General features: G+C 42.3%; 16 protein-coding genes and 19 tRNA genes. 6 read left to right on the top strand and 29 right to left on the bottom strand.

Annotated elements, in window-relative coordinates:
* Positions 1–48: 48 nt before the first annotated feature.
* The 3 genes from YK48G_RS12110 to yjbM are packed head-to-tail and all read right to left on the bottom strand — an operon-like array spanning position 49 to position 2,378.
* Positions 49–942, bottom strand: a complete 894-nt coding sequence (locus tag YK48G_RS12110; RefSeq protein WP_203630968.1) for an RluA family pseudouridine synthase — start codon at positions 940–942, stop codon at positions 49–51.
* Positions 935–1,747: an NAD kinase gene (locus tag YK48G_RS12105; RefSeq protein WP_203630967.1), complete on the bottom strand. Its 813-nt coding sequence runs from the start codon at positions 1,745–1,747 to the stop codon at positions 935–937. Before YK48G_RS12105 ends, YK48G_RS12110 begins: the two co-directional genes overlap by 8 nt.
* The gene (gene yjbM / locus YK48G_RS12100; protein ID WP_203630966.1) at positions 1,725–2,378 is read right to left on the bottom strand and encodes a GTP diphosphokinase; all 654 of its coding nucleotides are present in this window, start codon (positions 2,376–2,378) and stop codon (positions 1,725–1,727) included. The genes YK48G_RS12105 and yjbM overlap by 23 nt, the downstream gene beginning before the upstream one ends.
* A 209-nt stretch (positions 2,379–2,587) precedes the next feature.
* On the opposite strand from yjbM, the gene YK48G_RS12095 reads away from it, so the two are divergent.
* The gene (locus tag YK48G_RS12095) at positions 2,588–3,211 is read left to right on the top strand and encodes a DsbA family protein (RefSeq protein WP_232365373.1); all 624 of its coding nucleotides are present in this window, start codon (positions 2,588–2,590) and stop codon (positions 3,209–3,211) included.
* A gap of 220 nt (positions 3,212–3,431) precedes the next feature.
* Here the strand turns inward: YK48G_RS12095 and pepF are convergent, their stop codons facing one another.
* Together pepF and YK48G_RS12085 are read right to left on the bottom strand one after the other, a co-directional pair.
* Entirely contained in the window at positions 3,432–5,246 is a 1,815-nt protein-coding gene (gene pepF, locus YK48G_RS12090; protein ID WP_203630964.1) for an oligoendopeptidase F, read from the bottom strand.
* 37 nt (positions 5,247–5,283) lie between these two features.
* Entirely contained in the window at positions 5,284–6,423 is a 1,140-nt protein-coding gene (locus YK48G_RS12085; RefSeq protein ID WP_203630963.1) for a competence protein CoiA, read from the bottom strand.
* 161 nt (positions 6,424–6,584) lie between these two features.
* Here YK48G_RS12085 and YK48G_RS12080 point away from each other — a divergent pair, with 161 nt between their 5' ends.
* Positions 6,585–8,111, top strand: a complete 1,527-nt coding sequence (locus YK48G_RS12080) for a gamma-glutamylcysteine synthetase (RefSeq protein ID WP_203631049.1) — start codon at positions 6,585–6,587, stop codon at positions 8,109–8,111.
* Positions 8,112–8,233: 122 nt separating this feature from the next.
* Here the strand turns inward: YK48G_RS12080 and YK48G_RS12075 are convergent, their stop codons facing one another.
* Together YK48G_RS12075 and YK48G_RS12070 are read right to left on the bottom strand one after the other, a co-directional pair.
* On the bottom strand, positions 8,234–9,574 hold the full coding sequence (locus tag YK48G_RS12075; protein ID WP_203630962.1) for a sensor histidine kinase: 1,341 nt from the start codon (positions 9,572–9,574) through the stop codon (positions 8,234–8,236).
* Positions 9,571–10,263, bottom strand: a complete 693-nt coding sequence (locus YK48G_RS12070; protein WP_203630961.1) for a response regulator transcription factor — start codon at positions 10,261–10,263, stop codon at positions 9,571–9,573. Before YK48G_RS12070 ends, YK48G_RS12075 begins: the two co-directional genes overlap by 4 nt.
* A 566-nt stretch (positions 10,264–10,829) precedes the next feature.
* Between YK48G_RS12070 and YK48G_RS12065 the strand changes: the two genes are divergently transcribed.
* The 3 genes from YK48G_RS12065 to YK48G_RS12055 are packed head-to-tail and all read left to right on the top strand — an operon-like array spanning position 10,830 to position 14,521.
* Positions 10,830–11,240: a GtrA family protein gene (locus tag YK48G_RS12065; RefSeq protein WP_373300228.1), complete on the top strand. Its 411-nt coding sequence runs from the start codon at positions 10,830–10,832 to the stop codon at positions 11,238–11,240.
* Positions 11,227–13,503: a glycosyltransferase family 39 protein gene (locus YK48G_RS12060; protein WP_203630959.1), complete on the top strand. Its 2,277-nt coding sequence runs from the start codon at positions 11,227–11,229 to the stop codon at positions 13,501–13,503. The genes YK48G_RS12065 and YK48G_RS12060 overlap by 14 nt, the downstream gene beginning before the upstream one ends.
* Positions 13,504–13,528: 25 nt before the next feature.
* Entirely contained in the window at positions 13,529–14,521 is a 993-nt protein-coding gene (locus YK48G_RS12055; protein WP_203630958.1) for a glycosyltransferase family 2 protein, read from the top strand.
* Between the two features lie 170 nt (positions 14,522–14,691).
* On the opposite strand, the gene YK48G_RS12050 is transcribed toward YK48G_RS12055, so the two are convergent.
* The 3 genes from YK48G_RS12050 to YK48G_RS12040 all read right to left on the bottom strand — a co-directional run bounded on the left by YK48G_RS12050 (position 14,692) and on the right by YK48G_RS12040 (position 16,728).
* On the bottom strand, positions 14,692–15,366 hold the full coding sequence (locus tag YK48G_RS12050; protein ID WP_203630957.1) for an adaptor protein MecA: 675 nt from the start codon (positions 15,364–15,366) through the stop codon (positions 14,692–14,694).
* Positions 15,367–15,482: 116 nt separating this feature from the next.
* A complete protein-coding gene (spx, locus tag YK48G_RS12045) occupies positions 15,483–15,881 on the bottom strand; it encodes a transcriptional regulator Spx (RefSeq protein WP_203630956.1) in 399 nt (132 codons plus the stop codon).
* A gap of 109 nt (positions 15,882–15,990) precedes the next feature.
* Positions 15,991–16,728, bottom strand: a complete 738-nt coding sequence (locus YK48G_RS12040; RefSeq protein ID WP_203630955.1) for an MBL fold metallo-hydrolase — start codon at positions 16,726–16,728, stop codon at positions 15,991–15,993.
* A gap of 108 nt (positions 16,729–16,836) precedes the next feature.
* Here YK48G_RS12040 and YK48G_RS12035 point away from each other — a divergent pair, with 108 nt between their 5' ends.
* On the top strand, positions 16,837–17,340 hold the full coding sequence (locus YK48G_RS12035) for a monooxygenase (RefSeq protein WP_203630954.1): 504 nt from the start codon (positions 16,837–16,839) through the stop codon (positions 17,338–17,340).
* 120 nt (positions 17,341–17,460) lie between these two features.
* Here YK48G_RS12035 and YK48G_RS12030 read toward each other — a convergent pair.
* The 19 genes from YK48G_RS12030 to YK48G_RS11940 form a co-directional block, all read right to left on the bottom strand.
* A tRNA-Asp gene (locus tag YK48G_RS12030) sits at positions 17,461–17,535 on the bottom strand.
* A 4-nt stretch (positions 17,536–17,539) separates the two neighbouring features.
* Positions 17,540–17,613 (bottom strand) — tRNA-Met (locus YK48G_RS12025).
* A 28-nt stretch (positions 17,614–17,641) separates the two neighbouring features.
* Positions 17,642–17,713, bottom strand: a tRNA-Glu gene (locus YK48G_RS12020).
* An 8-nt stretch (positions 17,714–17,721) separates the two neighbouring features.
* A tRNA-Ser gene (locus YK48G_RS12015) sits at positions 17,722–17,809 on the bottom strand.
* 3 nt (positions 17,810–17,812) lie between these two features.
* Positions 17,813–17,886 (bottom strand) — tRNA-Ile (locus YK48G_RS12010).
* Between the two features lie 11 nt (positions 17,887–17,897).
* Positions 17,898–17,968: transfer RNA gene (locus YK48G_RS12005), tRNA-Gly, on the bottom strand.
* Between the two features lie 18 nt (positions 17,969–17,986).
* Positions 17,987–18,059 (bottom strand) — tRNA-Phe (locus YK48G_RS12000).
* A 5-nt stretch (positions 18,060–18,064) separates the two neighbouring features.
* A tRNA-Asp gene (locus YK48G_RS11995) sits at positions 18,065–18,139 on the bottom strand.
* A 4-nt stretch (positions 18,140–18,143) separates the two neighbouring features.
* A tRNA-Met gene (locus YK48G_RS11990) sits at positions 18,144–18,217 on the bottom strand.
* A gap of 6 nt (positions 18,218–18,223) precedes the next feature.
* Positions 18,224–18,311 (bottom strand) — tRNA-Ser (locus tag YK48G_RS11985).
* A gap of 40 nt (positions 18,312–18,351) precedes the next feature.
* Positions 18,352–18,425: transfer RNA gene (locus tag YK48G_RS11980), tRNA-Ile, on the bottom strand.
* 10 nt (positions 18,426–18,435) lie between these two features.
* Positions 18,436–18,509, bottom strand: a tRNA-Met gene (locus YK48G_RS11975).
* Positions 18,510–18,549: 40 nt separating this feature from the next.
* Positions 18,550–18,623 (bottom strand) — tRNA-Pro (locus tag YK48G_RS11970).
* 6 nt (positions 18,624–18,629) lie between these two features.
* Positions 18,630–18,703, bottom strand: a tRNA-Arg gene (locus YK48G_RS11965).
* An 8-nt stretch (positions 18,704–18,711) separates the two neighbouring features.
* Positions 18,712–18,797, bottom strand: a tRNA-Leu gene (locus tag YK48G_RS11960).
* Between the two features lie 6 nt (positions 18,798–18,803).
* Positions 18,804–18,875, bottom strand: a tRNA-Gly gene (locus tag YK48G_RS11955).
* 4 nt (positions 18,876–18,879) lie between these two features.
* Positions 18,880–18,952: transfer RNA gene (locus tag YK48G_RS11950), tRNA-Thr, on the bottom strand.
* 35 nt (positions 18,953–18,987) lie between these two features.
* Positions 18,988–19,060, bottom strand: a tRNA-Lys gene (locus YK48G_RS11945).
* A gap of 4 nt (positions 19,061–19,064) precedes the next feature.
* A tRNA-Val gene (locus YK48G_RS11940) sits at positions 19,065–19,137 on the bottom strand.
* Positions 19,138–19,144: the final 7 nt, after the last annotated feature.

Raw genomic sequence — 19,144 nt, 5'->3', positions numbered from 1 at the left:
GCAAACGAAGAGCCCCCAGCCACAAGGTGGAAGCTCAATGAAATCCGCTTAAAATTGATTTAAATCAATAAAAGTTCTCATATCGCCAGGCATTGGCGCCTGACAGATAATCGGGCGGTTGTGAAACGGGTCAAAAAACTGCAATCGATAACAATGGAGTGCCTGCCTGGTCATCAAATGATTATCAGGGTTATAAAGCCAATCACCAATTAGGGGATGGCCGATTGTCTTTAAATGCACTCGAATTTGATGCGTCCTGCCCGTATGAAGCGCCAATTTAACAACCGTCTGCCGCGGCATTTGCTTGACAACCCAACCTTCCGTCACTGACATTTTTCCAGAATCAATCACTTGGCGTTTGACAAATGAAGTTTCGTCGCGGCCAATTGGTAAATAAATCTCAAAGTGGCGCACCGCCAAATTCCCATCAGCAATTGCTAAATACGACTTTTGAATGGTTCGATCCTTTAGTTGCTTATCCAAAACCGAATGAGCAAAGTGGTGCTTGGCAAAGATCACCAGACCACTGGTATCCTTATCCAATCGGGTCACAATATGAATCCTTTGATTGGTATAGCCGCGGCGTTGATAATAACCCTTCACCCGGTTCACCAGCGTATCTTGGAAGTAACCATGCGCGGGGACTGACGCAACCCCGGCAGGCTTATTAACCACTAAAAAGTTTGAATCTTCATGCACAATTTTAAGAGGGTGTTTAGAAGCATTCACGTGATCATTTTCCGGTTCCGGCGGCAAAACAACCGTCACAAAATCATTTTGGTGAATCAACTGGTTAACCAAGACCGGTTCACCATTAACCAGGGTCTGGCCGCCATGGTATTTAATTTTTTTGAGGAGCGTTCTGGTAACCCCGTAACTCATAATGAACGTTCGAACTTTAATCGGTTGGTTTCCTCGGTACTCCCACGTAAATTTAGTCATCGATTTTGGGCCTGCCAATAAATGAATTGCTAACTCGTCGCCAAAACTGGGTATGCCGATATTGAGCGAACGCAACTCGATGCTTGGAAATTCGGTACTCAATTGAAGCGATTGGGTCTGTTGAAACGACCTGCTGATCACAGGTTAAAATCGTGCGGCCAGCCGACTTCAAAACTACCTTAACCCATTCATCAGGAGCAATAATGAGCGGCGAGCCTAACGTTCTAAAGACGCGGTTATTAATCGACGAAATTTCGGCCACTTGAATGGCATTTAGTAACGGATTGATAATCGCCCCACCAACTGACTTATTGTAAGCCGTTGAACCACTTGGTGTCGAAACACAAAGGCCATCGCCACGAAAGCTTTCAAACAATTGGTTTTTGATATATAAATCCGCCACCATCGTGCCGTTGATTTGCTTTAAGGTCGACTCATTTAACGCCAAGCCCTTATCGGCAAAGCCCCCACTGGCATAATTGACTCGAATATCCAAGAGCGGATACGTAACGCTTTGACCATTGTCATGTTCCAAGCTGTCCACTAACTCGCTGACTTCATAATCCCGCCAATCTGTATAAAAGCCCAAATGGCCCGTGTGAATGCCAACCAATCGAATTCGGTCGCTAATATCTTGGTAGTGGTGAAACGCCGATAATAGTGTTCCATCGCCGCCAACCGAAATGACCATTTCCGGGTTCAGCCCGTCGATACTCAGCATTGATGACTTATCAATTTCTTTTTTGAGGGCAGTGGCAACATTATTTGATGACTCCCCGAGATTACTGTAAATCGCTATTTTCATCTGATGGCTTCCCCAAATGATCACCTGACGACTGATTGTTGGTTTCTTGCAGCTCGTCTCTAATTTCAGACATTTCTTCGTCTAATTTAAAGGCCGCTTCAGCAGAACGCTTTAGGCGAACCTTAAGATCGTCAGGAAATTCTCCTTGATATTTATAGTTAAGTGAGTGTTCAACAGTTGCCCAAAAGTTCATGGCTAATGTCCGCACCTGGATTTCTGCTAAAATTACTTTTTCTCCAGACAGCATCTGAACTGGATACTCGAAAATGATGTGATACGAACGGTAACCACTGGGCTTTTTATTGTGAACATAATCCCTTTCTTCTAGAATATTAATATCAGTTCGTTTTCGCAACAAATCAACAACCTGATAAATATCCTCAACAAATTGGCACATAATCCGCAAGCCAGCAATATCTTCCATATCTTCTTCGAGCCGGTTTTCAGAAATATGCCGTCTAACCATTTTTTCTTTGATGCTATCAACCGGTTTTACCCGGCCAGTTACAAATTCGATCGGACTTCTGCCGTCAATTTTTAAAAATTGCGCGCGAATTCCCCGCAATTTAACTTTAAGTTCGTCTACAGCTTGTTTGTAAGGTATTAAAAAGTTATCCCAATTTTCAACCAAGCCCAACACTTCCAATCTATTCTGCTCAAATGAACAGTTTTCCATAAATTCAACCGAACTTCATTTTACCATATCAACGGATCTTTCCAAAGATCGTAACATTCTTTATGAGCAAATATGTTGTTTTTACTGAAAAATTTGGTATTCTTAATTAAGTAAATAATTAGTATATTACTTAAGATTGTCGATTAAATATGGAGGGCAATACTGTGTTAGAGATATATTTATTTATTGATCCGCTAAATCGACATTGCTATAACGCCGAGAAAATGATTAATAAGATTTCGCAAAAGCTAAAATCAAAGGTTTCCGTTCGTTTCTTGACCATGCTAAATATTAAGATCTTAAATGACCTTAATTCAACTAATTCCACTTCTGCCTTTGACCACGATCTTCCTTTCAAGATGATTTTGGATACCAAAGCCGCTTCATTTCAGGGAAAACGTTATGGCCGAGAGTTCTTAATGGACTTACAACACGAGATTCTCGATCACAACGAAGATTACCGAGATGAATTGGTGTTTGAATTAGCGGAAAAAAATGGCCTTGATTGTGATATGTTTCGCGAAGATCGCCGCTCTGAACTGGCCAAAAAATGTTTCAGGTCAGATCAACGGGTTGCTAATGAGATGTCAGTTAAAGTTCCTGCCAGCACGGTGTTATTCAATTCTGCCGTTGATAGCAATGGCTTATTGATCAAAGATTATGATTTTAATTCTTTATATCGTTTTTGTTCACGTAGTCTCGATTCGGCAAAACATTTTGAAGAATTAGCCAAACCAACAGAAACCAACTCAACAATTGTTCAATTTGTTAATCTCGGTAGAATGTAATGTCCCTGTAGCCACGGTTATACTTAATTATAGAATTTTTTAAAAGTCGTCGTTACTTTTTAGCTATTTTTAATTACTGGTTTTAACCGTTATTAGATGCGGCAAAACGCTTTTGTCGCAATTACATATCAATAATCCCCTAAGTCAGCATACATCTTGGCTTAGGGGATTTTTGATTGATTAAAATATGAGCACAGTGGCTAGCATTCACCGTTGGCCATTAGTTGCTAGTTATCAACTGATCAAATTCATTTAGTCGTTGCTCAAAAATTTCAAAAGCATGTTCAAGATAAGCCGGCTGGGTCATATCAACACCGGCCTTCTTCATCACATTAGTTGGCGTATCTGAACTGCCAGCTTTTAAGAAAGCTAAATACTTGTCGACGTGATCATTGGGCTTGCTGACGATGCCATCAGCTAATGTCGTTGCCGCAGCAAATCCTGTCGCATACTGATAAACGTAAAAGTTATAGTAAAAATGGGGAATTCTTGACCATTCTAGCCCAATTTTATCGTCCGAAATAACCGCCGTTCCATAATACTTAGCATTTAACTCCTGATAATACTTATCCATTGAAGCAGCCGTGAGCGGTTGACCCTTGGCATCTTGTTCATGGATATACTGCTCAAATTCCGCAAACTGGGTTTGACGAAAAACCGTTCCCTTAAAACCATCGAGATAATAATTTAAGATGATTTTTTTCATTTCCGGATTATCGTGATATTTATTTAATAAGTAATCCGTTAAAATATTTTCGTTAGTTGTTGACGCAATTTCAGCAACAAAAATCGAATAATCGCCATATTGATAAGGCTGATGATGAGCAGCATAGTAACTATGCATGCTATGACCAGTTTCATGAATCAATGTATACAGGTTATCCAAATTGTCTTTCCAGTTCAATAGGATGAAAGGGTTGGTATCATAAGTTCCAGACGAATACCCGCCACTTCTCTTATAGCGATTTTCCACCACATCGATCCAGCGATTATCAAATTCTTCCTCAACATGACTCACATAATCCGGTCCCATCACTTGCAGGGCCGCCAACGCAATTTGCTTCGCTGTTTCAAAGGAATATTTAGGTGACTTTTTGCCCACCAATGAGGTGTATAAATCATACATATGCAGCTGATCAAGGCCCAAAACTCGTTTGCGTAATGCTACATAGCGGTGAAGAAGATCCAAGTGGCGGTTCACAACTTGAATTAAGTTTTGATAAACGTTGGTTGGTACTTCGTTTTCTGCCAAAGCCGCTTCTAGCGCACTATGGTAGTTACGCAACTTGGCTTTAAAATTATGGTTCTTTACATTTGTCGTTAAAGTCGTCGCCAAAGTGTGCTGAAACTGGCCGTAAACTTTATACAGTTGTTCAAAGGCTTGCTTGCGGACAGCTTGGTTGGTCGACTCCAGCAAGACACCGTACACGCCTTGGGACAACTGAACTTGATTACCATTATCATCGACAACCGTTGGAAACGGTAAATCAGTGTTATCGAGGATACCAAACGTTTTTTCACCAGCAGAAAAAATATCGCTGGCACCAGCTAAGACTTTCTCAACATCATTACTCAAAATGTGGTTTCGTTTTGCAAATGTTTGATCAAATAGCCGTTTGTAAGCTTTCAGTTTAGGCTCAGCTTGATAATATCGTGTCATTTGAGATTCAGAAAGCTTCAGTAACTCTGGATCAAACCATGAAACAGCTGCACCAAATTGGGCTGCCAATGATTCAACACGGAAAAACATTGCCTGATAATTCGTTTCACTAGTGTCTTGGTCATTCTTCAATTGAGCGTATACATAGACTTTTTCTAACCGCCGGCTTAATTGTAAATAGGCATCAGTTGCCGAAAGTAATGCTTCAGCACCATCTGAAAGGCTTCCTGCAAGTTTGGCAATCTTTGGTAACTGATCCTTAACCGCTGAAAAGTCCTTTTCAAAATCAGCGTCAGTACGATAAATTGTGGTTAGATCCCAAGTTAACTTAACCGGGACGTCTTTTCTAAGGGGTAATTCCTGTGCTTTTGCCATAATGTCCTCCTTCAAGTCTTTAATTAATCCAAGGTTATCACATTAAGCGGGCAGCGGTCATAATAAACTGCCGTTTTTGATCATAACTGCCAAACCACTCTGGCCGCCGAATAATTTGAACGCCATTAACAGTGTGACGAAGATAGCCTTGCGATCGCAGTCCGTTAATGAAATTGAGAAATTCAATTTGATAAAATCGCACGTAATTATTAACCTGCACCATTTGCCGACCAAATCGATTTACGGATTGGACAAACAAATCATTCAAGTGACGGTTACTGAGTTGCATCAATCCAGTTTCAAAGATCTCTAGGACCAGCCAAACTTTCCAGCATAAAATTGTTTGCTTAAAAATTGGCAATCCGCCGGCTTGTTTACCATGGCATATCATCGGACAGCCAACAAATAGTCGACCAAAGCGATAGCAAGCCGTTACCATTTCCCGATAAGTCGGGCTTTTTAAAATATTACTTTGCTGAATCCGCCTTAACTGTTGGAGCAATGCTGACCGGCCAACTGAGTTAAGTGATTGCCCGTCACTGAGCTGACCAGAAGTTTTGATAAAGGCTAAAATTTCAGCCAGTGAATTAAATGTTTGGCTTTGCCAATTCAGTTTACCGGCGATTTCTTGGATGTGATCGTACAGCCAAAACTGTTTGGCGCTTGCTTCATAAAAAACAATATAAAATCCTAGATGGGCCTGAAACCTGGCGAACTTGGCAACAGCTTCACTAGTGAGGGCGCGGCTGCGGTGGCGGCCGCCTAAAATCCAAATCACTTGATTACCAAGGTGGCGATAATTTCTGGTTCGTCGATTAATTTCATCGAAACTAATTGGGCTGCACTGATACTCGATTACAAATTGCTCATCTGGCAGGAAAACGTCGGCGCGTTGTTCAATTGACGGCATCACAACTTCAATCTCAACTCGATAGCCCATTTCTCTGACCTGCCGCTTAAATGTTAATTTACCCTTCAAGTGGGCTTCGCTTTCATTTTCACTAAACCCCACACAGGTCGCGTTGGCTTGATGGCTAAAATGAGCAATGCGATACTTGCCGCGCTTTAGAATCACCGTTGATCGGCAGCATGGGCAGACAAAAACCATTTTCGTTGTGTTTTCATGAACAACGGAATTTGCAGAAATCAAATTTTCATTTATCATCGCTATCAACATTTCATCACCTTCTTGACTATTAATTACGAAAACCAACTGGTCATCATTGAAAAAGGTTACGAAATATCGAAGTTTTTGCTGAATTCAAACGGAATACTATCATTTAGATGAAATATGTTTATAATTATGACTAAATTAATCTGATTGGGAGACTCATGATGATGCTTAAAAATTTGTTAGCACATATTCAAGAAGAGGGCGTTTTCGAACAACTTTACCACAGTTTAGTTGGCGTCGAAATCGAAGAACACCGCATTGACAACACCGGCAGACTTAGCCAAGCCCCCTACCCCAAAAATTTAGGTTCCAGAAAATATCATCCTTATTTGCAATCCGATTTTTCCGAATCAATGTCAGAACTCATTTCTGATCCAAACCCCAACATTGGTGGCCTCCTTAATCAAGTTGACACCCTGCAAACCGTTTTGTATCGCTCAATTAACGACCAAGAGTCTATTTGGCCATTGAGCATGCCGCCTGCCCTCAATCACGATGATCTGCAATTTATCAAGGATCATTTTGGCCGTCCTGCTTATCAAAAGTATCGGGATTACCTAACAGAAAAATATGGGGTTTCCAGAAAAATCGTGACGGGCATCCACGTTAACTTCAGTATTCCTGATCCGGTAATTAATCGATTATACCTTCACTATCGAGATCAGTTTAACTCGCTAGTGGCCTTTAAAAACGCCCTGTATTTTCAACTAACGCAAAATGTCGTCTTGCACCGTTGGTTGTTAACTTATCTATTTGGCGCCAGTCCCATCGCTGAAGCTGGCTACTTAAATGACGTCGTTAATGAATTAGTTGATCATCCAGTTCGAAGCCTTCGGAACAGTATTTATGGCTATGTCAACAATCCAGAAGACCAAGTTAATGTGACATTGTACTCGAGTCTTAACAATTACATTGATACGATTACTAAGGCCATTGATGAGGGTCATTTGTATTCGACCGCAGAGTTTTACGGCCCAGTTCGTTTGCGTGGTCAAGCACAGCTTGAAGATTACCGTAAAAAGGGAATCGGCTACCTTGAGTTTCGCGTTTTCGATAATACCCCCTTCACGCCAAATGGCATTAGCCGCCACGCGTTATATTTTCTTAAATTTTTCTTGATATACCTGTTAGTGACACCCGTCGACCAAACAACCATCAAGCAACGACTAGCCCAATCATTTGACGATAATAACCGAGTCGCCCTCGAATCGCCAGACCAGCCGACCTTTAAGCAGCAGGCAGGTGTTGAATTGTTTGATCAGTTACTTAAAATGGCGAAATCCCTTCACGCTCATTCAGAACAGCTCCAAGCACTCGATGACTTCAGTGAAGTGATGACTCACCCAGAGTTAACCGCTTCAGCAATGCTGTTACCACACATTCAAGATAATAGCTTGATGGCATTTGGCCTCTCAGTCGCTAAACAATGGAAGAAGAATCGACTTAATCAACCATTGTTATTGCCGGCAATGCCCCACCTGTCAGCCGCTGCCCAACAATTGATCTTTCAAGCCATTCGCTTAGGTATCCGTTACTTCGTCGTTCACGATGAAGATGGTGAAGTTTTATTGATGCTGACGTATCATAACTTAACGCAGGTTGTTTACCCCAAAAAAATTGAGAAAAAAGATCCGGTTGAATACCTATACGACCTATTTCCAGAAATTAAGGACGTGGCGGTTGAACCTTGATAATGTCGTTTAATTAATTTTTTTGAACAGATCAAAAAACTGGCTAGATAATAGCATCCATTACTGAGATGTTAATCCTAACCAGTTTTTTTAGTATTTAAATCTTTTAATTGGGTCATTACCTAATTCACGGCAGGTCCCACTTGGCTGCGCATGCTAATTGTTGCCACAAACACCGCGCCCTTTGGATGGTTATCTTTAACGGTAATTGTGCCATGATGTTGGGTAACAATCCACTTGGCAATTGCTAAGCCTAGTCCATTACCACCCGTTTTAGAATTTCTGGATTTGTCGGAACGATAGAAGCGTTCAAATACCCGCGCTTTATCTTCATCGGCAATTCCTTGACCAGTATCGCGAACTTCGATGGTTAATTTATCTCTTACTCGACTGGTGGTAACCGTAACCGTGCCGCCTTCAGGAGTATATTTGATCGCGTTATCCAATAGGATGATTAATAATTGGCGAATTAAATCAGCGTCAAACCATCCCTGCCCCGTGGCTCTCAAGTACTTGTCCAATGATTTGTGCTGGCTGGCTGCGATATCGACATATGGCCGAAGCACTTGGTCAAACCAAGACTTTAAATCGACACTTTGAACATTAATTTCAATTCGCCCCGCGTCTGATCGGGCTAACATTAATAACCGATTTGTTAGCGTCTGTAAATGCCTAACCTCGTCTAAAGAAGTTGAAATAGCATCTACTTGATCGACCACTTGAGCTTTTGGTTTAGTGAGCATATATTCCATTTGGTTTTGAATGACCGTTAGCGGGGTTCGCAGCTCGTGAGCAGCATTCGCGCTAAATTGACGTTGACGCTTCCATGATTCCAAAATTGGTTTCATGCTGGATCGGGATAAGTAATAAGCAATTCCGATTGCTAATATCCAAAAGAGCGTCAGCGTGATCAATAGTGAACGTCGGAAACTGTTGATCGCCAGCAAATCCGTATCAATATTTTCTAGGATTAAGACGTAATTACCGGCATACATCGGATTGGTATTGGACTTAGGTACCTTGATCAACAACGATCGAAAATAATGGAGCGTATTGTCTGTTGACATCAAAGTAACTTCACGAACTTTATTAACCTGGGACTTATCTAGCCTTGTATTAATAAATAAATTATAAATCCGATTTCCAAGCATCTGGGCGTTGATAATCTGCCCCCGTTTGTTAAAAACAAGGATGTTTGTTCGAAATGGCGTGTCACCATTATTAGGCGTGGTTGTACTTGGTGGGGTCGTACCACCATTATCCGTTCGAAAACTCGGTTGCTTTTTATTATTCAAGACCACTTGCTTTTGAGTGATTAACCCGCGGTCAATATTCTTGTAAATAGATTGGTGAAAGAAAAAATTGACAACTAGCCCTAACACCATGAACAGCAAGGCAAAGCCAATTAACTCTTTCACAAAAAGCGATAACTGCTGCTTTTGTTGGGGATCGCCTTTTTTCACTCTAATGCCTCCGTTTCAAACATATAGCCGACATTTCGTAATGTTTTAATCGGCTGAAGCGATGAGGTTTTTTTTAGTTTTTTTCGCAAATTGCTCATATAAACTTCCACCACTGAAATGGCTGTTTCAGATTCAAATCCCCATAAACGGTCAAAAATCTGATCTTTGGTAATAATTGTATCTGGATTCTGAATGAAATAGACTAACAGGTCAAATTCTTTACCATTTAATTCAAGCTGCTTACCATCAACACTGACAATTCTGTTACTCAAGTTAACTTGGAAGGGGCCGACAGAAAGTTGGTTGTCATTGCCGAGATGACCACTGCGCTTGAGTAGCGCCTTAACTCGCATCAACAACTCTTCTCGATGAAATGGCTTTGTTAGATAATCATCCGCGCCTAATTGAAACCCATGTACTTTATCATCAAGGGTATCTTTAGCAGTTAAAATCAGCACTGGCATACTTAAGTGGTCCTCATTTCGCCAATACTTTAAGATATCGTACCCATTAATTTGTGGCAGCATTAAGTCCAAGACCACTAAGTCATAAATGCCTTCTTCGCCCAACATCTGGCCTTCAAAGCCGTCATGGGAAACTGTTGTTTGAGCAATTTCACCAAGAAATAATTGGAGGCTTTTGGCAAGTTCTTCGTCATCTTCCACGATTAAAATATGAAGTTCTTTCATTACTGCACCTCCTTGTATTCTTAAGACAGCTGTACCAAGCCTTCGCCTGTTTGAGCAGTTTTCTATTTTAGGACAGCTATTGCAAAGCAGAAACTTACGCATAAGCACCTCTAACAAAAATTCCAGAACCGGGGATTTCCGTTAGAGGAGACTTACGCTCCAGTTTCTAACCGCTTTGCTTCGCTCACTATTCTTAGGACAGCTGCGCAAAGCAGAAACTTCCGCATAAAACATCTCGGCCGAAAATCCAAGCCCGGGATTTCCGGCCAAGATGCCTTATGCTCCAGTTTCTAACCGCTTTGCTTCGCTCACTATTTTAGGACAGCTGTGCAAAGCCGGGATCTGCGTGTAAGCACCTCTGGAAAAAATTCCAGAACCGGGAATTTCCTCCAGAGGAGCCTTACACTCCGATCCCTAACCGCTTTGCTCCGCTCACTGATAAAAGTACCGGTTTTTTGAAACTACGTCAACTTGAGGAGTCAAATTTTAAGTAATTTCAATTTTTAAGCTTAGTTTATGATTATTTCGCTAAAATCACAACATTAACTAGTAAAGGAGGTTTGCGTATCAAAAGCGTTCAGCAATTTATCAAATTTAGTACAATTGGTCTTCTCAACACAATTCTAACGTATCTCATTTACCTAATTCTATTAACCCCGACTAACCCAACCATTGCGATGGGGGTCGGTTACGGGATTACATCGTTACTTGGGTTAGCGTTAAATAATCGATGGGTATTTGCAACCCACGCAAACTTAAAATCTGTGGTTGTTAAGTATTATAGTACGTATCTTTTTACCTGGTTACTCAGCGTAGGATTTGCCCACGTTGCTGATAACTGGTTCTCAATGAATGCCCAGCTGATTCCATTAGGAAGTTTGCTGATTACAGTACCCACCAATTTTTTCTTGTCAAAATTTTGGGTATTCCCCCATCAAAAACCATTAAAGGAGGTTCGCCATTATGGCAACCAATAATCATTTCACCATCAATACCCAAAAACGCGCTGTCCCCCGTCGATTTCAAATCGATTGGCTGCTAACACTGATTCTAATCGCTGCCCTGTTTCTTTATGGCTGGCAAATTTGGAAAGCAGGCTCAGCCAACGCCTTTTATACCGCGGCTATCAAAAGTATGACCGAAAGTTTTAAAAACTTTTGGTACGGCAGCTTCGACCCGGCCGGCTACATTACAGTTGATAAACCGCCAGTTGCCCTCTGGTTTATGGCAATTAGCGCTAAAATATTTGGCGTCCACGGTTGGAGCGTCGTATTGCCTTCTGTATTATTCGGCGTTGGCTCAGTTTATCTCATGTACCGACTGGTTAAACCCTATTTTGGCAAAACAGCCGGCCGCTTATCTGCACTAGCGATGACGCTAACCCCAATTGTCGTAGCAAATTCGCGAACAAACAACATGGATGCCACGCTAGTCTTTTTCTTACTGCTCGCATTATTGCTACTGGAAAAAGCCATTGCCAGCCAAAAATTAATTACCCTACTTGGCAGCTTTGCCCTCATCGGCGTGGCCTTCAACGTCAAAATGCTACAAGCCTTTATGATTCTACCCGCAATGTACCTTTTTTATTGGCTGGCAGCAAATGAAAAATGGCAACAAAAGGTAAAAAAATTAACGTTTGCAACGGTTTCCCTATTGATTTTCACATTGGCGCTGCCGCTGTCGACAGATATGACTTCAGCTAGTAAACGCCCTTACATTGGCGGTTCTGAACACAATTCCTTAATCGAATTGGCCTTTGGCTATAACGGAACTGAACGACTTTTAGGCCAAACAACGGGCGTTGGCGGTACCTTTGGCGGTGGTATGAATAGCAAAAGCCAAACTAAAAAAGGCCAACAAAGGCCTGGCCAAAACAAGCTGCCAACAACTGGTAAAAAAGGTGCAACTCCACCTACAGGCACTCCTGGCGGCAAACGCACTAATGGGTTCCCTGGTGGCAACGGCCAAAAGGGCGGCCCAACTAAAATGGGTAACGGTGGTGGTGGTGCTTTTGACATCGGTACCGCTGGCCCACTTAGGATTTTTCAATCCTCCCTTGGTCCCCAGATTAGCTGGCTACTACCCTTCGCAATTATTGGCTTGATTGGTGGCTTAGTCTTTTATCGTGATCGAAAGAAACGTTGGTATCAACTTAGCCATCAACAAAAGCAGCTTGTTTTGTGGACTGGCTGGCTCGTTCCAGTCTACGGCTTCTTCAGCGTTGCTAGCTTCTTTCATCCCTACTACATGATTATGTTGGCGCCACCGATTGCGGCATTGTTCGGTATTGGTGTAACCGCATTGTTCAAGTTGTTTACCCAAAATACGCGTCGCAACTGGCGTTTTTATCTACTGCCGCTTGCCATTTTAACCACGGCTGGCTTGCAAGCTTGGTACGTTTCCAGCTACTATCCATGGTTAATGTGGCTCATTTTGGCCGTGGCAACCTTAATCGCTGGTGTTATGCTGTTTCTACCACGTAATCCTGCAGCTAAAGGCCTTTTAGTTGGTGGCCTCATCACAATTTTAGTAGCGCCAACTTGGTGGTCATTAACGCCAACGATTGCCGCTAAATCAGCAATGATTCCAACCGCTGGGCCCTCCTTACTTAATTCTAAGGGCGGCTCGGCAATGGGTGGTGGTATGGGTGGCAACAGTCAAGTAAACACCAAATTGCTCAACTATTTGGAAAAACACCAAGGCAATGCTAAGTACCTGTTTGCAACCAGTGATTCGACTACTGCAGCCCCTTATATCATTAAAACTGGTAAGGCTGTCATGGCAATGGGTGGATTTAACGGTACAGACCCAGCAATCACGCTCAAAGAATTTAAGCAACTCGTTAAATCTGGTCAAGTGAAATATTATTATTCCTCTGGACGATCCGGTAATTCTGCGATTGTTAATTGGATTAAAAAACACGCAACTAAAGTCAAAACGAGCCTATACCAAAATTCAAGCTCTCAATCAGCAACCGGATCAACTGCTAGCGCTAAAAAAGCTGCTGGCAGTCGCCAACCAACTGGCCAAAAGATGCCCGCTTTTGGCAATAAAGCGCCAAATCAAAAGATGCCGGCAAAGGGCAAAAATGCCAAAGGGGCTAAAAAACCAACTGCTAAGGGGACCAAGCAAGTAGCCAAACCATCAGCTTCACGCAAAAATAATTCTCAGCTTCCAGGTGGTATGGGTGGTATGGGTGCCACTGGTGTCTTATACGATCTTTCAACCATCTACCAATAAATTCGTATTTCAAGGAGGTCATTAAATGGCTAAACAACCCGAACTCATTTCAATTGTCTTGCCTGTTTTTAATGAAGCAGCTGGCATTGAAAATACGATTGATACTTTAGAAAATTTCACGAATAATCAACCGCAACGTTTCGAACTCATTTTCGTTGATGACGGTTCCAGTGATAACAGTGCTGAACTCATCACCCAGTCACAGGAATATCATCAAAATATCAAATTAGTCCAATTTTCAAGAAATTTTGGTCACCAGTTAGCAATTACTGCCGGCATCCGGTACGCAAGCGGCGAAGCAGTCGTAGTCATGGATGCCGATTTGCAGGATCCACCAGCTGTTATCGTTGACATGATTGCTAAATGGCATGAAGGTTTTGATGTGGTTTACGGCAAGCGGGTGTCACGTGATGGCGAAAGCTGGTTTAAAAAAGTAACCGCCGCTATCTTTTACCGGAGTCTTAAAAAAATAACGAGTATCCAAATCCCCGTAGATACCGGTGACTTTCGCCTGATGGATCGGCAGGTGGTCCGCGAATTGAATAAAATGGATGAACCAGATCCATTTGTTCGTGGCATGGTCAGTTGGGTTGGCTTTAAGCAAACGGCCGTTGACTATGAACGCCAAGAACGGATTGCCGGGTATTCAAAATACCCACTTAAAAAGATGATGCGGCTTGCAATGGATGGGATCACGTCATTTTCAGCCTTTCCTTTGCAACTGGCAAACTGGACTGGTGGTCTTGCTATCGTCTTTAGCTTTGGGTACCTCATCTTTTCATTGTTTACGCATCTTGGTTCAAATCAACTCATGATCTTCGCGCTTTTCTTAATGACAGGCATCATTTTATTATTCCTTGGAATGATTGGTGCTTACTTATTTAGAATTTTCGAGGCATCCCGAAAGCGGCCTTTATACATTGTGGCGAAAACCAGTGGATTTCAAGCCGCATCGAGCAAAGTTTTACCTAAAACGTACTATCGGACCACGTTAAATCATCAACTCAACAGCTTTTAACTTTAATCTATTTAAATAACAAGCAACTGACATGCATTAAAATCCCACCAAGCCAATCTCATGTTACTGGTCTGGTGGGATTTTTGAGTTTTCAACCAATTTAGGTTTAGGTAACTAAAAAAGTGGTCAAGGAAACTGCCATTTACCTTAACCACTTTAATCAACACTGCTTATTTAAAATAGTAACGGCTGAGTTCCAGCGCGCTATTCTCCATGACTTGTTGACCATACTCATTAAGAACATCTTCAGTTACCGTCGTCTTCTTACCATACTCATTGGCAATGGCAACCTCATCACTGACAATCATATCAACTGGGTCATTGCTAAAGAGTTGTAGAATCAAGTAATACTTATCTTGATACAGGTATAAATCCGACGTCCCATTTTCAAGTCGTAAAGCCTTTGCTAACTCAATAAAATCATTTAATTGGTCAAATTCAAGAATCACCGTTCGCTTTTGATGACCAAATTCATCATTAGTCTTGCTATCACCAGCGGGTTGCGGTTTGTTGCTGTCAGGATGTTCATCAATATACTTAGAGACCCGATCACGTTTATCGGGCTCACCATGTTTGGAATCCAGCATCATTTCATTGCTGGAAATGTCGACATCTTTACTGATAAACAGCTCAAGTCCATTTTGATTCGGAAGAACTTGGAAAGTGACGGCATCATTATTCTGAAATTGATGATCCTTATCAACTTCCTCAAGAATACTGTAGAAGAAGCTCTCAATTTGCTTATGATTTCCCAGCAAATCAAGAACAGTAATCCCACGCTTGTCAAGATCATCATTACCAATTAAGACGCGAATTGTATTCTCGTTGATCCGTTCCATTTCCATTTTAGCCACCCCTTTCAATATCCTAGGGCTATTAATATTAACATTGTACCATGAATATTGTCCAAGTAAATGATACGGCTAAAAATGGTTATTAACAAGTAATTCAAACATTTTCATTATAGCGCATCACGAACTAGCCGTTCTAAATCGTTTTTCCGGAGTTCTCGCGGTAAGAAACAGCGAATTTCGTCGTCATTAAATCCAATTTCCAAACGCTTTTCGTCCATTAAAATTGGCCGGCGAATCATTTCTGGATGGGCAGCCAGTAATTTAATCAGTTCGCCAATGGTCAAGGAATTGATTTTTTCTTTATATTGTTCATAAACGTAAGATCTTGTAGAAATCAGCCCGTCTGTTCCGCGCTCAGATAACATTAAAATCTGCTTAATTTCATCAGTCGAAAGGGGGTTGGCAAAAATATTGCGTTCGATAAATGGTACCTTGTGATCAACTAACCACTGTTTCGCTTTCCGGCAAGATGTGCAACTTGGCGTTGTTAATAAATTAACTGTCATAATTTTCGTCCTCCTAATAATCATTTCTGTATCTTGATTATAAAGAAAGATGTTATAAAAGTCATAAGATTCACAGAATAACCATACAAAGACCTATTTTTGGTCAAATTTAGATTGTCACTGTTAAATGCTTACTGGCAACACTCGTTGGAATCATGCCAGCAGCGGTACGTGCTTCAGCTTCTAATTGCGTTAGATCGCCGGTTGCTGGCAAGTGAGTTAGTAATAATTTTTTAACTTGGGCATCCTTGGCTAATTGTCCAGCTTCAGTAGAAGTTAAATGCCATTTTTGCCCAGTCTTATCGGCGAAGAAATTTGTATCTGCCAAAAGTAAATCAGCGTTTTCAGCAAACTTTGTGAATGCTTTGAAGTACGCCGTGTCCGCCGTAAAGACAAGTACTTTGCCAGATTTTACTTCAGTAATTCTGAGTGCAAATGCCGGCACTGGATGATGCGTCTTAAAAAAGTGAATCTCAAACGGCCCCAAGGCCAACGTTTCATTTGGATCATAAGCGATTCCTCTGGTTGATTGCGGCCAATCTAGTTCCGAAAAGTGGGCCTCATCAAGCTGATGCCCATAAATTGGTAAAACTGCTTGATCATAACGTTTGGTATGTAATTGCCAGTAATACTGAAGCACCCCCACATCAGCTGTGTGGTCATGATGATAATGCGTTAGAATAGCCGCATCCAATTTTAATGGATCTAATACTTCTTCTAGACTCAATAAAGCACCGCTTCCACAATCGATTAATAGGTTAAATCCATCAGATTGCAGTAAATAACTGCTCGTTGCCTTTCCATCTGCCGGATAACCGCCTAAAAAGCCTAGTACAGTTAAATTCACAAAGATTGCCTCCTTTTTTCTCAGTATAAATGAGCATGGCTAAATTGTAAATGTTTGGCTAAGTTAGTGAAAGAAAGTATAATATTCTTAGATATAGGAGGTGGGTCTATGAACGAACAAATTGCAATTACGTTTGGTAATGATAAAATTTTATCGGCAATCAGAGCAAACCATCCTGATCGGGATTTACTGGTTTATCAAGCGCTGAATCAAAACGACAAGTTAATGATGCTTGACTATTCTGGTAAAGAACCTGTTTTTCATTCGCCAGTCCTGTATGATGTGTTAAGTCATGCTGGGGACGACAAGTGGGAGGGCTTCATCAGCTTTTCAGCAATGGATCTAAATTTTGACCAACAAAAAGTCTTTGACGCCAGAATTAATAAGCTGCGCAGCAATGGCCTTCCCGATGGCATGCATTCAATTTATTCATTAAACTACCACAAGGATATTAATCAGCGTGTTATTTTAGGAACATGGGATTCTTATTCAGACTTTGAAATTTGGAAGAATGGCTCCCATGAATTTATTCCAAAAGAATATCGTGATTCGCCAAGCTTCTATTCACATGAAGCTTATTACACCCCAGCAAAAAAAACTGAAGCTAATTAATAATAAAGCCCCTAGCTAAGTCAACGCATTACATCAGACTTAACTAAGAGCTTTATTGTTATGTGTAACTTTTTAGTTAGCAATCGCAAAAAACAAGTTACAATAAGGTAACTTGTACACCGGTTCGTACGAGACTCGAACTCGTGATCTCCTGCGTGACAGGCAGGCGTCCTAAACCAACTAGACCAACGAACCAAAATTGCGGGAGCTGGATTTGAACCAACGACCTTCGGGTTATGAGCCCGACGAGCTACCAGACTGCTCCATCCCGCGATAATAATAAATTATTCATTTTCATGAATGACCCGTACGGGATTTGAACCCATGTTACCGCCGTGAAAGGGCGGTGTCTTAACCACTTGACCAACGGGTCATTTATAACGGAGAAGGAGAGATTCGAACTCTCGCGCCGCTTACGCGACCTACACCCTTAGCAGGGGCGCCTCTTCAGCCACTTGAGTACTTCTCCATATGGGCCTAAATGGACTCGAACCATCGACCTCACGCTTATCAGGCGTGCGCTCTAACCAGCTGAGCTATAGGCCCATTTGATGCAAAGCGGGTGACGAGAATCGGACTCGCGACAACAGCTTGGAAGGCTGTGGTTTTACCACTAAACTACACCCGCATCGTAATATTAAAAAAGTGGCGCGGGACAGAATCGAACTGCCGACACATGCAGCTTCAATGCATTGCTCTACCGACTGAGCTACCGAGCCAAAAGCGGTTCGTACGAGACTCGAACTCGTGACCTCCTGCGTGACAGGCAGGCGTCCTAAACCAACTAGACCAACGAACCAAAATTGCGGGAGCTGGGTTTGAACCAACGACCTTCGGGTTATGAGCCCGACGAGCTACCAGACTGCTCCATCCCGCGATAATAAGGAGGATGAGAGATTCGAACTCTCGCGTGGTTTGACCCACCTAGCGGTTTTCAAGACCGCCCCCTTCAGCCACTTGGGTAATCCTCCATAATAAGCTGACAAACTAACTCTAATATTGTTGAGTCGATGGACCTTGTAGGACTCGAACCTACGACCGAACGGTTATGAGCCGTTTGCTCTAACCAACTGAGCTAAAGGTCCAAGACCTATATCGCGGCAGGGGGGATCGAACCCTCGACCTCCCGGGTATGAACCGGACGCTCTAGCCAGCTGAGCTACACCGCGATGATTAAATTAATATCTAATGATAGTGACTTTCTATCAATCGGGAAGACAGGATTCGAACCTGCGACCCCCTGGTCCCAAACCAGGTGCTCTACCAAGCTGAGCTACTTCCCGAAATACTGCACCCAGTAGGAGTCGAACCTACAACCTTCTGATTCGTAGTCAGACACTCTATCCAGTTGCGCTATGGGTGCATAAACTATGCCGAGGACCGGGATCGAACCGGTACGGTCATCACTGACCGCAGGATTTTAAGTCCTGTGCGTCTGCCAATTCCGCCACCCCGGCATAACAAGCGGAAGACGGGATTCGAACCCGCGACCCCCACCATGGCAAGGTGATGTTCTACCACTGAACTACTTCCGCAAAATGCCGACTAGAAGATTCGAACTTCCGACCCCCTGTTTACAAGACAGGTGCTCTGCCAGCTGAGCTAAGTCGGCATATAAATATTATGCGCAATAATATTCAATTGTAATGAGCCGTGGCAGTCTCGAACTGCCGACCCTCTGATTAAAAGTCAGATGCTCTACCAACTGAGCTAACGGCTCAATATGGAGGATACAGGGATCGAACCTGTGACCTCCTGCTTGTAAGGCAGATGCTCTCCCAGCTGAGCTAATCCTCCAATATAA

This window comes from Lentilactobacillus fungorum (assembly GCF_016860605.1).
Lineage (GTDB): Bacteria > Bacillota > Bacilli > Lactobacillales > Lactobacillaceae > Lentilactobacillus > Lentilactobacillus fungorum.
This window is presented reverse-complemented; position numbering and strand designations above follow the sequence as displayed.